The sequence below is a fragment of the Pseudaquabacterium rugosum genome (genome assembly GCF_038066575.1).
In the GTDB taxonomy this organism is placed as follows: Bacteria; Pseudomonadota; Gammaproteobacteria; order Burkholderiales; family Burkholderiaceae_C; genus Pseudaquabacterium; species Pseudaquabacterium rugosum.
In genome coordinates this window covers 171749-186190 of record NZ_JBBUTF010000005.1, presented here as the reverse complement: position 1 = coordinate 186190, position 14442 = coordinate 171749, and the positions used below count along the sequence as shown (strand labels likewise).

The window sequence follows — 14442 nt, the reverse complement described above, 5'->3', positions numbered from 1 at the left end:
GCTGGGCCATCACTTCACCCTTGCTCGAGCAGCTTCATCGCCTTGTTGACACTGGTGCGCATCCGGGCGAACGCCGCGGCGAGCAGACCGATCTCGTCGCGCGAACCGCGGTCGAAGGCCGGCGCGTCCAGCTCACCCTGGCTGACGCGGTCGGCGAGCGTCGCCAGCCGCGTCACCGGCCGCACGACGAACCACCAGATCATCAGGTTGAGCACGATGCCCACCGCGACGAAGACGCCGAGCATCGACGTCAGCAGCAGGCGCAGGGCCGCGTCGGCCCGCTTGAGCGGCAGCTCCATCGGCACCTGCACCACCTGGGCACCGACGACCTCGTTGAGCTGCCAGCCGAAACCGTTGGCCGGACCGTACTTCTCGATCAGCGACTTCGGCGCCGCCTCGACGCTGGAGTGGCAGGCCAGGCAGGCCGGGCTGCCCACGCGCAGCGGCCGCGCCACGTACAGCGCGCGCCCGGTCGACGAGGACTCGCGCACGCCGATGTACTCCTCGAGCTTGGGCTCCTGCTTGAACTTCTGGACGATGTCGACCTCCCAACCTTCGGCCTTGTCGCGCAGGTTGGTCGGGTTGATCGTCGCTTCCTTGTAGCTGTAGTCCGGGTAGCGGACCGACAGCGCCTTGTGCACCTCGGTGGCCGAGTAACTGGGCACGGCCTGCGGATGGAAGTTCTGCTCGAGCTGGGACTGCAGCAGGCTGGTGATCTGTCCCGCGGTGTAGCCGCGCACCGCCAGCGCGGTGTCGATCAGCAGACGGCCGGTGTTGAGCACCTCGTCACGCGCCTGCTGCTGCAGCATGTCGCGCGCGATCAGGCCCGCCCCGGCGGAGCCGATGGCACCGACCAGGATGAACACCAGGTTGAACTTGTAAAGCAGCTTCATCGCGCACCTTCAGCCGCGGCGGCCCGCGCCGCCGGCCGGACGCATCCCCTCGGGGATCCGTCATGGCGAGCAAACCGCATACCTCGCAGCAAGAGCGGGCTCACGGGAAGGGCGTGAGGCACCGCGCATCTGTAACGGTGGCGATGGTAGCCCGTCCAGCCCGAGCTGGGCGCGCCTGACCAGGGGGATCCCCCAGTTGGAGTTCCGGATATCCGTGCTCAGGTCAAAGCCAGCCCCCCGGTCATGGGGGAGCCGGATGCCGGAGCGCCCCGCACGGGACGGCTCCGGCGCCGATGACGCGATGTCGCTGGACGCTCAGTCCGCCTGCTTGCGCAGGAAGGCCGGGATCTCGATCTCGTCCATGCCGTTGGACGACAGGGCTTCGACCTTGGCCGCCGCCTGCGTGCGCGGGCTGCGCCACACGCTGGGGGTGCTCAGGTTGCTGTAGTCGTGGGCGGCACCGACGCCCCCCATGCCCAGGCCGGCATGGGCATGGCCATGGGCGCCGTGCTGGGCGGTGAAGCCGGCCGAGCCGCCCGCCGGACCACCGGCCACATGGCTGAGGATCGGCAGATTGTCGGTACCGGTGCGCAGCGCCTGGGCCGCGCTGGGCTGCACCACGGTCAGCGGAGCGGCCTGGGGCTTGCGGGCCGACAGACCGGTGGCGATGACGGTCACGCGCAGCTGGTCACCCAGGCTCTCGTCGTAGGCCGCGCCGAAGATCACGTGCGCCTCCTCGGCGGCATAGCGGCGGATGGTGTTCATCGCCGCCTTGCTCTCCGAGAGCTTGAAGTTCTGCTTGGCCGCGGCGATCAGCACCAGCACGCCGCGCGCGCCCGACAGATCCACGCCTTCCAGCAGCGGGCAGGCCACGGCCGCCTCGGCGGCACGGGTGGCGCGATCGGGGCCACCGGAGACGGCGGTGCCCATCATCGCCTTGCCCGGCTCGCTCATCACGGTCTTGACGTCCTCGAAGTCGACGTTGACCAGACCGTGCATGTGGATGATGTCGGAGATGCCGCCGACGGCGTTCTTCAGCACGTCGTTGGCATGGGCGAAGGCCTCGTCCTGGGTGACGTCATCGCCCAGCACCTCCAGCAGCTTCTCGTTGAGCACGACGATCAGGCTGTCGACGTTGGACTCCAGCTCGCCGGTGCCCGAATCGGCCTGCTTCATGCGGCGCGGGCCTTCGAACTCGAACGGCTTGGTGACCACGCCCACGGTCAGGATGCCCATGTCCTTGGCCACCCGGGCGACGATCGGGGCCGCGCCGGTGCCGGTGCCGCCGCCCATGCCGGCGGTGATGAAGACCATGTGGGCGCCCTCGAGCGCGGAGCGGATGCGGGCCTCGGCCTCCTGGGCCGCAGCCTGGCCGCGCTCGGGCTTGCCGCCCGCGCCCAGGCCGTTGTCGCCGAGCTGGATCAGCTGATGCGCGCTGCTGCGGTTCAGCGCCTGGGCATCGGTGTTGGCGCAGACGAATTCCACGCCCTGGACGCCCTGGCTGATCATGTGCTCGACGGCATTGCCGCCGCCGCCGCCGACACCGACGACCTTGATGCGGGTACCTTGGTCGAATTGCTCGATCATTTCGATGGGCATGGTGAGCTCCTGGATCTCTTGCAGTTGCCTGTTTCGGCCAGCGGCGCGCGAGTGTCGCGCGGCCGCCAAGTGGGGTTCGGTTCGGGTGCCGGGCCTCGGCGGACCCGTGTTGTTCTTCGTCTCGATGTCCGGTCGCTCAGTGAGCGGGCGGACATCCGGTCCGTGCGTCGGCCCAAGGCCGTCGCCGTCGTCGGCGGGCCGGGGCACGGGCCTGGGGCAGCAGTCGGTGGGCCATGGTCATCGCATCGCTCAGAACGTGCCCATGAACCAGTCACGGGCCCGGCCGAACAGCGTCTTGACCGAACCGGCCTGCTGCGCGACCTTGTGCCCGCGGGCCCGCGCCATGCGCGCTTCCTCGAGCAGCCCCATCACGGTGGCCGACCGCGGGTTGGCGACCATGTCATAGAGCGGTCCACCGTAGGTGGGCAGACCTTTGCGCACCGGCTTGAGGAAGATGTCCTCACCGAGCTCGACCATGCCCGGCATCACCGCCGAGCCGCCGGTCAGCACGATGCCAGACGACAGCAGCTCCTCATAGCCGGATTCGCGGATGACCTGATGCACCAGTGAGAAGATTTCCTCAACCCGCGGCTCGATCACGCCGGCCAGCGCCTGACGGGTGAGCATGCGCGGGGCGCGGTCACCCAGCCCTGGCACCTCAAGTGTCTCGTTGGGGTCAGCCAGCAGCTGCTTGGCCACGCCGTGCTCGACCTTGATCTCCTCGGCATCCTTGGTCGGCGTGCGCAGGGCCATCGCGATGTCGCTGGTGATCAGATCACCGGCGATCGGGATCACGGCCGTGTGGCGCACCGAGCCCTCGGTGTAGATGCTGACGTCGGTGGTGCCGGCGCCGACATCGACCACCGCGACCCCCAGACTCTTCTCGTCGTCGGTCAGCACGGCAGCGGCGCTGGCGCTCGGATTGAGGACCAGGCGCTCGACCTCCAGGCCGCAGCGGCGCACGCACTTGAGGATGTTCTCGGCCGCGCTCTGCGCGCCGGTCACGATGTGGACCTTGACCTCGAGCCGGCTGCCGCTCATGCCGATCGGCTCCTTGACCTCGTGACCGTCGATCACGAACTCCTGGGGCTCGACCAGCAGCAGCCGCTGGTCGTTCGGGATGTTGATGGCCTTGGCGGTCTCGACCACACGGTGCACGTCGGTGGGCGTGACCTCGCGGTTGTCGCGCACGATGACCATGCCGGTGGAGTTCTGGCCGCGGATGTGGCTGCCGGTGATGCCGGTGTAGACGCGCTCGATCTTGCAGGCGGCCATCATCTCGGCCTCCTTGAGCGCCTGCTGGATGCTGGCCACCGTGGCATCGATGTTGACGACGACGCCGCGCTTGAGACCGTGCGTGGGCGCCGTGCCCATGCCGGCCAGGCGCAGTTCGCCACCGGGCAGCACTTCAGCGGCGACCACCATGATCTTGGCGGTGCCGATGTCCAGGCCGACGATCAGATCCTTGTATTCCTTGGGCATCTGGGCGGGGTGGCTTCAGGGTTGTGTTCGGGATGAGGTGCGGGCGGCGGACTCAGGCCAGCACCGACGTGATGTAGACGGCCTGACGTGCCGGACGCCCGGCTCGCGGCTTGGGGTTCTGTGGCGCGGCCGGCCGGGCCGCGGGCACGGCCGCCACGCGGCGCGGCGGCGGCGGCACCTGATCGGGTGCGAGCGTGCCCAAGCCCTGCAGACGCAGCGCGAAGCCGTCGCCATGGCGCAGATCCGCGCTGAGCAGCGGGCGCTGGTAGGTCGCCAGCACGCGCGGCAGCGTCTGCGCGAAACGGGCGGTACGCGCCAGCACCTGACCATCGTCGCCACGTCCCAGCGCGATCCGGGCGCCGCCATCGAGCACCACCGTCCAGGCGCCATGCGACGACAGCTGCAGCCGGCGCACATCGCCGAGATTGAGCGGCGCCAGCAGTGGCACCAGCGTGCGCAGCATCTGCAGCATGCGGGCCGCGTGCTCGTCAGGCCCCTGAAGCTGCGGCAGCGCGGCACCATCGGCATCGCTGTCACCGGCCTCGAAGATCTCGCCCTGGCGGTTGACCATGTGCTCGCTGTCGTCGCCTTCACGGCCGAGCCACAGCGCGGCCGGCTCATGCTCCTGCAGATGCACGACCAGACGACCGGGCCACACGCGCTGGACGACCGCCTGCCGCACCCAGGTGACATCCTCGAAGGCCGTGCGCACCTGCTGCAGATCGGACGTCAGGAAGTTGCCTTGCAGACGGTGGGCGACCTGGGCCCGCAGCGTGGCAACGTTGTTGCGCGTCACCTCGCCATCGATGCGCACGCTGCGCAGATCGAACATGGGCTGGCGGACGAACCACAGTGCGGCCACCCCCAGCAGCGCCGCCCCGGCCAGCCACGACACCGCCTGCGCCGTGGCCTGCAGGAGGCGCACGTCGCCCGGCAGGGGCTCGGCACTTGAACGTGGGGGTTGACGCCGCATGGTGCGGATATTTTCTCAGTTAGGGGGTTGACTTGTCACCAATTATTTCAAGTTAGAGCCCTGCAGAAGCTGAATTTGTGTCCAACGCGGCCCGGGACAGCAGCCAGAGGCACAAACGCTCGTAGTCCAGCCCGGCCACACGGGCCGACATCGGCACCAGCGAGTGGCCCGTCATGCCCGGCGAGGTGTTCATCTCGAGCAGGAAAGGCTGGCGATCGCGCGCACGGATCATCAGATCGGCACGGCCCCAGCCCCGGCAACCCAGGGCGCGATAGGCCTGCAGCACCACGGCCTGGATCGCACGTTCCTCCGCCTCGGGCAGACCGCTCGGACACAGGTAGCCGGTGTCGTCGGTGAAGTACTTGTGCTGGTAGTCGTAGTTGCCGTCAGGGGCCTGGATGCGGATGACCGGCAGCGCGACGGCATCATCGCCTTCGCCCAGCACCGGGCAGGTGACTTCCTCACCTTCGATGAAGGCCTCGCACAGCACCTCACGGTCCAGACGAGCGGCCAACGACAGCGCCGCCGGCAGCTCGGCCGGCGCATTGACGCGGCTGACGCCGATCGACGAACCTTCGTGCGGCGGCTTGACGATCAGCGGCAGGCCGAGCGCAGCGGGCAGGTCCTGCAAACGTTCAGGTCGAGTGGCCTCGCTGGAGGCCAGCGTGCGCCAGGGCGGCGTCGACAGACCGACCGCCTGCCACAGGCGCTTGGTCATGGTCTTGTCCATGGCCACGGCCGAGGCCATCACGCCCGAGCCGGTGTAGGGCAGGCCCATCAGTTCGAGTGCACCCTGCACCGTGCCATCCTCACCATGACGGCCATGCAGGGCGATGAACACGCGCTGGAAGCCCTCATCCTGGAGCTGCTGCAGCGGACGCAGGGCCGGATCGAAGCCATGGGCGTCGACCCCGGCCGCCTGCAGTGCCGCCAGCACGCCACCGCCCGACATCAGCGAGACCTCGCGCTCGGCGCTGGTGCCGCCGAGCAGCACGGCGACCTTGCCGAGGGCCTGCGGCTGCACCGCGAGCGCCTGGTTGCACAGCGTCGCCCAGTCGGCGACGGCGGAGTGTCCGATGGCCGCGCTCATGCGCGTTCTCCTTGCAATGCCTCGACGATGCGGGCCGGCACACCGCCGATCGAACCCGCGCCCATGCAGATGACGACATCGCCGTCGCGCACGAAATCACCGACGGCCCGGGGCAACTCGGCGATCGCGTCGACGAACAGCGGATCCACGCGGCCCGCCACGCGCAAGGCGCGGGCCAGCGCACGGCCGTCGGCGGCCACGATCGGGGCCTCGCCGGCAGCGTAGACCTCGGTCAGCAGCACGGCATCGGCCTGGCCCATGACCTTGACGAAATCCTCGAAGCAGTCGCGCGTGCGGGTGTAGCGGTGCGGCTGGAAGGCCAGCACCAGGCGACGGCCCGGGAAGGCACCGCGTGCCGCCGAGATGACGGCGGCCATCTCCACCGGATGGTGGCCGTAGTCGTCGACGAGCGTGAACTGCCCACCCCCCTGCCCCTCGGCCACCGGCAGCTCGCCATAACGCTGGAAGCGCCGGCCCACCCCCCCGAAGGCCGCCAACGCACGCACCGTGGACTCGTCGTCGAGCTCCAGCTCGGTGGCCACGGCGATGGTGGCCAGCGCGTTGCGCACGTTGTGCTCGCCGGGCAGGTTCAGCGTGACCTGCAGATCGGGCATGACGGTGCCGTTGCGGCGCTGGCAGGTGAAGCGCATCTGGCCGCCAGGCAGGGCCTGCACGTCGACCGCACGCACCTGCGCGTCCTCGCCGAAACCGTAGGTGACCACCGGCCGCGAGACCAGCGGGATGATCGAGCGCACGCCCGGATCGTCGACGCAGACGATGGCCGCGCCATAGAACGGCATGCGGTGCAGGAAGTCGACGAAGGCCTGCTTCAGACGCGCGAAGTCATGGCCATAGGTGTCCATGTGGTCGGCGTCGATGTTGGTGACGACGCTGACCATCGGACTGAGGTTCAGGAACGAGGCATCGCTCTCGTCGGCCTCGACCACGATGTACTGGCCCGAACCCAGACGGGCGTTGGCGCCGGCGGCGTTGAGCTTGCCACCGATGACGAAGGTCGGATCGACGCCGGCCTCGGCCAGGACGCTGGTCACCAGCGAGGTGGTGGTGGTCTTGCCGTGGGTGCCGGCGATCGCGATGCCGCTCTTCAGGCGCATCAGCTCGGCCAGCATCACCGCGCGCGGCACCACCGGCACGCGGCGTGCGCGGGCGGCGATCACCTCGGGGTTGTCGCCCTTGACCGCGGTCGAGGTGACGACGGCCTCGGCGCCCTGGACATGGGTGGCATCGTGGCCGATGTGGACCTGCAGGCCGAGGCCGGCCAGCCGACGGGTGGTGGCCGACTCGGCCGCATCGGAACCGGAGACGGTGTAGCCGAGGTTGTGCAGGATCTCGGCGATGCCGCACATGCCGGCACCGCCGATGCCGACGAAGTGGATGTGCTTGACGGCGTGCTTCATGCGCGGACGCCCGGACCGATCACGGCCCGGGACGGAAGGGGGTGGTGGGACGCGCTCATTTCGCGGGTTTCTCGAGCTTCTTCAGCAACTTCTCGATCTCGTCGGCCACACGCGCGGCGGCCTGCGGCCGTGCGAGCGCGCGCGCGGCCTCGGCCATGCGCTGCAGGTCCGGGCGCTGCAGCTGCTGCAGCTGCTCGGCCAGGCCCTGCGGGCTCAGATGGGTCTGCGGCAGGTGCCGTGCAGCACCGTGCTTTTCCATGTATTGCGCATTGTCGCGCTGGTGCGAGGTGGTCCCGAGCACCAGCGGCACCAGGATCGCGGCCACACCGGCCGCGCACAGCTCACTGACCGTGACCGCACCGGCGCGGCAGACGATCAGGTCGCAATGGCCCAGGCGCGCGGCCATGTCGTCGATGAAGGGCAGCACCTCGGCCTGCACGCCAGCGGCGGCGTAAGCGTCGCGCGTCTCCTGCCACTGGGCCGGGCCGGTCTGGTGCACGACCTCGGGGCGCGCCTCCTCCGACAGCAGCTTCAGGGCCTCGGGCAAGGTGCGGTTGAGCACCTGGGCGCCCAGGCTGCCGCCGACCACCAGCACGCGCAGCGGACCTTCGCGATCCTTGTAGCGCTCGGCCGGTGGCGCGATGGCCTCGATCTCCTCACGCACCGGATTGCCGGTGACCACGCCGCGCTTGTAGTCCTTGGCCTGGCCATCGAAGCCGAAGGCCACGCGGTCGGCATAGCTCATCAGCGTCTTGTTCGACAGCAGCAGCGCCGCATCGGCATTGACCAGCAGCAGCGGCTTGCGCAGCCAGTGCGCCATCCAGCCGCCGGGGACGCAGACATAACCGCCCATGCCGAGCACCACATGGGCCCGGCGACGCTGCAGCAGCGAGCGGGCCCGCACGCAGGCCTTGGCCAGCTTCCACACACCCGTCAGGCTGTGCTTCCAGCCCTTGCCCCGCAGACCGGAGAAATCGAGGGTGTCCAGCGGGACATTGGTCGGCGGCACGAGCCGGTTCTCCAGCCCGTGGGTGGTGCCCATCCAGCTCACCGTCCAGCCGCGGGCGATGACCTCCTTGGCCACGGCCAGGCCCGGAATGATGTGGCCGCCGGTGCCGGCGGCCATGATGACCAGATGCGGGATGCGGCCGTTGATGCGGGTCTTGGGCCGTTCGGGCAGCGGCGCGATCACCGGATCGATGCGGCGGGGAACGAGTGCGCCGCTCATTCACGGCCTCCGCGCATCAGCTGACGGTTCTCGACGTCCACGCGCAGCACCACGCCGATGGCCACCAAGTTCATCAGCACCGCCGAGCCGCCGTAGCTCATCAACGGCAGCGTCAGGCCCTTGGTCGGCAGGGCGCCGAGGTTGACGCCCAGGTTGATCAGGGTCTGGCCACCCATCCAGATGCCGATGCCCTGCACCATCAGCCCGGCGAACACCCGGTCGAGAGCGACCGCCTGACGGCCGATGATGAAGATGCGGCGGGTCAGCCAGAAGAAGGCCGCCAGCACGCTGGCCACGCCGATGAAGCCCAGCTCCTCGCCGATGACGGCCATCAGGAAATCGGTATGGGCCTCGGGCAGGTAGTGCAGCTTCTCGATCGAACTGCCCAGCCCCTGACCGAACAACTCACCACGGCCGAAGGCGATCAGCGAGTGCACCAGCTGATAGCCCTTGCCCTGCGCGTACTCGGGATTCCAGGGGTCGAGAAAGGCCAGGATGCGGGCGCGGCGGAACGGGCTGGTGGCGATCATCAGCGCGAAGGCGCCCAGCAGCACCGCCACGCTGACGAAGAACATGCGGCCGTTGACGCCGCCCAGGAACAGGATGCCGAGCGAGACCAGCGCGATGACGACGAAGGCGCCCATGTCGGGCTCGGCCAGCAGCAGCACGCCGGTGAAGGCCAGCGCCAGTGCCATCGGCCAGACGGCCTGCAGGAAGCGCTCCTTGACCTCCATCTTGCGCACCATGTAGCTGGCGGCGTACATGCACATGGCCAGTTTGGCCAGCTCGCTGGGCTGGAAGTTCATCACCCCCAGCGGCAGCCAGCGCCGCGCGCCGTTGACGCCCTTGCCCACGTGCGGGATCAGCACCAGGGCCAGCAGGAACAGCGAGACCAGGAACAGCCGGGGCGCCCAGCGCTCCCAGATCGCCACCGGCACCTGCACCGACATCAGGCCGGCGATCAGGCCCAGCACGATGAACAGCGACTGGCGCAGCAGGAAGAAGTTCGACGTGTAGTTCGCGTACTTGGGCGAATCCGGCAGCGCGATGCTGGCCGAATAGACCATCACCAGGCTGAGCACCAGCAGGCCGAGCACGCAGCACACCAGCGGCTGATCGAAGCCGGCGATGCGGGTGGGCGCGTCGGTGTGGCCGGCCACCCAGTCGCGGATCGGCAGCGGGCGGCTGACCGCACGCGCCTCGCGCCAGGCGCGCCAGCGGCCGAGCAGGCCGTCGCTGCGGACGGTGGCGGTCGCGGCGTCCATCAGATCAGCTCCTCGCCGCGCTCGACCAGCAGCGTGCGCACGGCCTCGATGAAGACCTCGGCACGGTGGGCATAGTTGCGGAACATGTCCAGGCTGGCACAGGCCGGGCTGAGCAGCACGGCATCGCCGGCATGCGCCTGTTCGAAGCTCCAGCGCACGGCCGCTTCCAGGCTGTCACAGCGTTGCGCCGGCACGCCAGCGTCGGCCAGCACGCCGCCGAGAGCCGCCTCGATGGCCGCGGCATCGCGGCCGATCAGGGCCACGGCACGCACATGGCCGGCCACGGGCGCCGCCAGCGGCGAGAAGTCCTGCCCCTTGCCGTCGCCCCCCAGAATGACGACCAGCTTCGACGGTGCGCGATCAGCCCCCAGGCCGGTCAACGCCGCCACGGTGGCACCGACATTGGTGCCCTTGCTGTCGTCGAAGGCCTCGACCTCGCCGACGGTGGCCACGTACTCGACCCGGTGCGGCTCGCCGCCGTACTCGCGCAGGCCGTGCAGCATCGGCGCCAGCGGGCAACCGATGGCCGTGCACAGCGACAGCGCGGCCAGCGCGTTCGATGCGTTGTGGCGGCCCCGGATGCGCAGCGCATCGGCCGGCATCAGGCGCTGCAGCGAGATCTCCTCGTCCTCGGCGGCTGCCTTGCGTCCGCCGGCCTTGCGCAGCGTCTCGTCGACCTCGCGCGCCCGCACCAGCCAGGCCATGCCGTTCTCGGTGACGAGGCCGAAGTCGCCCGGCCGCGTCGGTGCATCGAGGCCGAAGCGGAGGGCCGCCCGCTCGACGCTGCGGCCGCGCACGCCGCGCGTGCCCTTGATCTGCAGCGGCGCCGGCACCATGGCCCGCACCGCCGCGTCATCGCGGTTGACGACCATCACCGTCGGCGCATCGGCCGCGTCGCCGCCGTAGACGCGGCGTTTGGCCGCGGCATAGGCGGCCATGTCGCCATGCCAGTCCAGGTGGTCCTGCGTGATGTTGAGCACCACGGCGGCCGAGGGCGCGAAGCCCTGCACGCCGAAACCGCCGCCGTCGAGCTGGAAGCTGGAGAGCTCCAGCACCCAGACCTCGGGCAGCACCTCGAAGATCGGCGCTGCGGCCACGGGCGAGCGCAGGGCCGGCGGCGCATCGGCCGCGTCGTCGGGCCGCGGCGCCGGTGCGTCACCGTCCCCGTCGGCATCGGCGGGTGCGGCCTCGTCGGCGTCCACCGGCATGGCGGCGGCCGCGTCCGGAACGTCGGACGCCTGCACAGCGGTCACGGCCGGCGCCGGCCCATCGTCGACCGTGGCGTCGGCCTCAGGGCTGCGCGGCGGCTCGGCATCGAGCGCACGGGCCAGCGTGTCCAGCAGCGTCGGGCCGATGTTGCCGGCCAGGCCGACGCGCAGGCCGCAGCGCTCGACCAGCAGCGCCGTCAGCGAGGTGGTGGTGGTCTTGCCGTTGGTGCCGGTGATGGCCAGCACCTTGGGCGCGTAGCCGATCGAGCCCTGGAGATCGGCCAGCGCACGGGCGAACAGGTCGAGCTCGCCGGCCAGGGCGGTGCCGCGTGCGCGCGCGGCCTGCAGCAGCGGCGCGATGCGCGCATCCAGCGGCGACAGCCCCGGGCTCTTGAGCACCAGCTGCACCTCGGCCAGCAGGGCCTCGGCGCGGGCGGCATCCAGATCGCCGTGCAGCAGCGGCGTACCCGGCGCGGCCTCGGCCAGGGCCGCGGCCTGCGGCGGCTGCTCGCGCGAATCCCAGACCCGCACGCGCGCACCGTGGCGCGCGCACCAGCGCGCCATCGCCAGACCGGAGTCGCCCAGGCCCAGCACCAGCACCTCGAGATCACGCAGATGGTTCATCGTCGTGCCCCGCTCAGCGCAGCTTCAGGCTGGCCAGACCGACCATGCACAGCAGCATGGTGACGATCCAGAAGCGGATGACGACCTGGGTCTCGTTCCAGCCGCTCTTCTCGAAGTGGTGGTGCAGCGGCGACATCTTGAAGATGCGCCGGCCCTCGCCGTACTTCTTCTTCGTGTACTTGAACCAGGTGACCTGGATCATCACCGACAGCACCTCGGCGACGAAGACGCCGCCCATGATGCCCAGCACGATCTCCTGGCGCGTGATGACGGCGATGGTGCCGAGCGCACCACCGAGCGCGAGCGCGCCGACGTCGCCCATGAAGACCTGGGCCGGATGGGCGTTGAACCACAGGAAGGCCAGGCCGGCGCCGGCCATCGCGCCGCAGAACACCAGCAGCTCGCCGGCCCCCGGGATGTAGGGGAACAGCAGATAACGCGCATACACCGCGTTGCCGACCACGTAGGCGAAGATGCCCAGCGCACCGCCGACCAGCACCACCGGCATGATCGCCAGGCCGTCCAGGCCGTCGGTGAAGTTCACCGCATTGCTGGCACCGACGATGACGAAGTAGCTCATCGCGATGAAGCCGAAGACGCCCAGCGGATAGCTGACCGACTTGAAGAACGGCAGCATCAGGTCGGCCTTGGGCGGCAGATCGGACGAGAAGCCGCTGCGCACCCAGCTGATGAACAGCTCCAGCACCCTCACATTGGTCGTCTCGCTGACCGAGAAGGCCAGATAGAGCGCGGCCACCAGCCCGATCAGGCTCTGCCAGAAGTACTTCTCGCGCGAGGGCATGCCCTCGGGGTCCTTGTGGACGACCTTGCGCCAGTCATCGACCCAGCCGATGGCGCCGAAGCCGAAGGTCACCAGCATGACGACCCAGACGAAGCGGTTGGCCCAGTCGAACCACAGCAGCGTCGAGACGCCGATGCCGATCAGGATCAGCACGCCGCCCATGGTCGGCGTCCCGCGCTTCTGGAGGTGGGACTGCACGCCGTACTCGCGGATCGGCTGGCCGATCTTGAGCTCGGTGAGCCGGCGGATGACCCGCGGGCCGAAGCCCAGGCCGATCAGCAGCGCCGTCATCGCGGCCATCACGGCGCGGAAGGTCAGGTACTGGAAGACGCGCAGAAAACCCCATTCGGGCTGATGCGCGAGCAACCATTGCGACAGCGACAGCAGCATCTCAGGCCTTCTCCGCGCTCGCAGGGGCCACGGCAGCGGCACGGGCCTGCAGGGCCTGCACCAGACGTTCCATGCGCATGAAGCGCGATCCTTTCACCAACAACGAGGCGCTGCCATCGAGCAGCCCATCGGCCCGGTTCTCACAGACGGCCAGCAGGGCCGTCGCATCGGCGGCGTGCACGGCGGTCGGGCCATAGGCCCGGGCCGTCTCGGCCGCCAGCGTGCCGGCACACCACAGCGTGGCGATGCCGCGCTCGCGCGCATAGGCACCGACCTCGGCATGGAAGGCCGGCCCCTGGTCACCGACCTCGCCCATGTCGCCCAGCAGCAGCGCCTGCGGACCGGGCAGGCCGGCCAGCAGGTCGATGGCCGCACGCACGGAATCGGGGTTGGCGTTGTAGCTGTCGTCGACCAGGGTCAGGTCACGACCGCGCCAGGCGAGTGCCTTCAGCTGTGAGCGGCCGTTGACCGGACGGAAGGCCTGCAGGCCGTCGACCACGGCCTGCAGCGGCGCACCGGCGGCCAGCGCGGCCGCGGTCACGCACAGCGCGTTGCGCAGGTTGTGGGCACCGGGGGCCTGCAGCAGCAGTTCGGCCCGGCCGGCCGGGCTGCGCAGGTGCAGCCGCCAGCCGGATGCGGCCCCCGTCTGCCAGACGCCGCAGCCGCAGACCTCGGCCTCGGTGCTCGCCAGCGCGTGCGCATCGTCGACGAGGGCGAAGCGCCAGGCGCGACGCTCGCCGGCCAGGGCACGCCACAGCGGTGCGTGGTCGACATCCTCGGCCGGCCAGACCGCCGTGCCGGTGGTCGGCAGCGCGGCCAGCACCTGGCCGTTCTCGCGTGCGACGGCCTCGACGCTGGCCATGAACTCCTGGTGCTCGCGCTGGGCGTTGTTGACCAGGGCCACGGTGGGCGCGGCCATGGCGGCCAGCCGCGCGATCTCGCCCGGGTGGTTCATGCCCAGCTCGACCACCGCGGCGCGGTGCTGCGGCCGCAGGCGCAGCAGCGTCAGCGGCACGCCGATGTGGTTGTTGTAGTTGCCGGCGGTGGCCAGCGCGGCCGGCTCGCCGACCCAGGCCCGCAGCACCGAGGCCAGCATCTGCGTCACCGTGGTCTTGCCGTTGCTGCCGGCCACCGCGATCAGCGGCAGATCGCTGAACCGGGCGCGCCAGCCGGCGGCCAGCGCCTGCAGCGCGGCCAGGCTGTCGGCCACCTCCAACCCGGGCAGACCGGCCTCGGCCACACCGCGCTCGGCCAGCAGCGCGACCGCACCGGCAGCACCGGCCTGCGGCAGGAAGTCATGGGCGTCGAAGCGCTCGCCGCGCAGGGCCACGAACAGATCACCCGCGGCCAGGCTGCGCGTGTCGGTGTGCACGCGCACGAAGGGCGTGCGCCCGTCGCCGACCAGGCGGGCACCGGGGATCAGCGCGGCGGCATCGGCCAGCGTCATCAGGACAGGAAGGTCGGACATCT

11 protein-coding genes are annotated in these 14442 nt (G+C 70.2%); all 11 read right to left on the bottom strand.

The genetic code is table 11. The features are described 5' to 3' along the window. Positions 1–14 precede the first annotated feature (14 nt). The 11 genes from AACH11_RS06805 to AACH11_RS06755 all read right to left on the bottom strand — a co-directional run bounded on the left by AACH11_RS06805 (position 15) and on the right by AACH11_RS06755 (position 14440). Positions 15–893, bottom strand: a complete 879-nt coding sequence (locus AACH11_RS06805) for a Tll0287-like domain-containing protein (protein WP_341373444.1) — start codon at positions 891–893, stop codon at positions 15–17. Positions 894–1208: 315 nt separating this feature from the next. Continuing rightward, positions 1209–2492 carry a cell division protein FtsZ gene (ftsZ, locus tag AACH11_RS06800; RefSeq protein WP_341373443.1) on the bottom strand — a complete coding sequence of 428 codons (1284 nt, stop codon included), beginning with the start codon at positions 2490–2492 and terminating at the stop codon, positions 1209–1211. A gap of 249 nt (positions 2493–2741) precedes the next feature. Beyond that, the gene (gene ftsA / locus AACH11_RS06795; RefSeq protein WP_341373442.1) at positions 2742–3974 is read right to left on the bottom strand and encodes a cell division protein FtsA; all 1233 of its coding nucleotides are present in this window, start codon (positions 3972–3974) and stop codon (positions 2742–2744) included. A gap of 52 nt (positions 3975–4026) precedes the next feature. Then, positions 4027–4947 (bottom strand): cell division protein FtsQ/DivIB, encoded by a 921-nt coding sequence (locus AACH11_RS06790; protein ID WP_341373441.1) that lies wholly within the window; start codon positions 4945–4947, stop codon positions 4027–4029. 52 nt (positions 4948–4999) lie between these two features. Beyond that, the gene (locus AACH11_RS06785; RefSeq protein ID WP_341373440.1) at positions 5000–6037 is read right to left on the bottom strand and encodes a D-alanine--D-alanine ligase; all 1038 of its coding nucleotides are present in this window, start codon (positions 6035–6037) and stop codon (positions 5000–5002) included. After that, positions 6034–7455, bottom strand: coding sequence for a UDP-N-acetylmuramate--L-alanine ligase (murC, locus tag AACH11_RS06780; protein WP_341373439.1), 1422 nt, complete (start codon positions 7453–7455; stop codon positions 6034–6036). Before murC ends, AACH11_RS06785 begins: the two co-directional genes overlap by 4 nt. Before the next feature lie 55 nt (positions 7456–7510). Further along, entirely contained in the window at positions 7511–8581 is a 1071-nt protein-coding gene (gene murG, locus AACH11_RS06775) for an undecaprenyldiphospho-muramoylpentapeptide beta-N-acetylglucosaminyltransferase (protein ID WP_341373568.1), read from the bottom strand. Between the two features lie 98 nt (positions 8582–8679). Next, a complete protein-coding gene (gene ftsW, locus AACH11_RS06770; protein WP_341373438.1) occupies positions 8680–9948 on the bottom strand; it encodes a putative lipid II flippase FtsW in 1269 nt (422 codons plus the stop codon). Continuing rightward, positions 9948–11780 carry a UDP-N-acetylmuramoyl-L-alanine--D-glutamate ligase gene (gene murD / locus AACH11_RS06765; protein WP_341373437.1) on the bottom strand — a complete coding sequence of 611 codons (1833 nt, stop codon included), beginning with the start codon at positions 11778–11780 and terminating at the stop codon, positions 9948–9950. The genes ftsW and murD overlap by 1 nt, the downstream gene beginning before the upstream one ends. Positions 11781–11793: 13 nt before the next feature. Continuing rightward, positions 11794–12972: a phospho-N-acetylmuramoyl-pentapeptide-transferase gene (gene mraY, locus AACH11_RS06760; RefSeq protein WP_341373436.1), complete on the bottom strand. Its 1179-nt coding sequence runs from the start codon at positions 12970–12972 to the stop codon at positions 11794–11796. A 1-nt stretch (position 12973) separates the two neighbouring features. Further along, entirely contained in the window at positions 12974–14440 is a 1467-nt protein-coding gene (locus AACH11_RS06755; RefSeq protein ID WP_341373435.1) for a UDP-N-acetylmuramoyl-tripeptide--D-alanyl-D-alanine ligase, read from the bottom strand. Positions 14441–14442 lie beyond the last annotated feature (2 nt).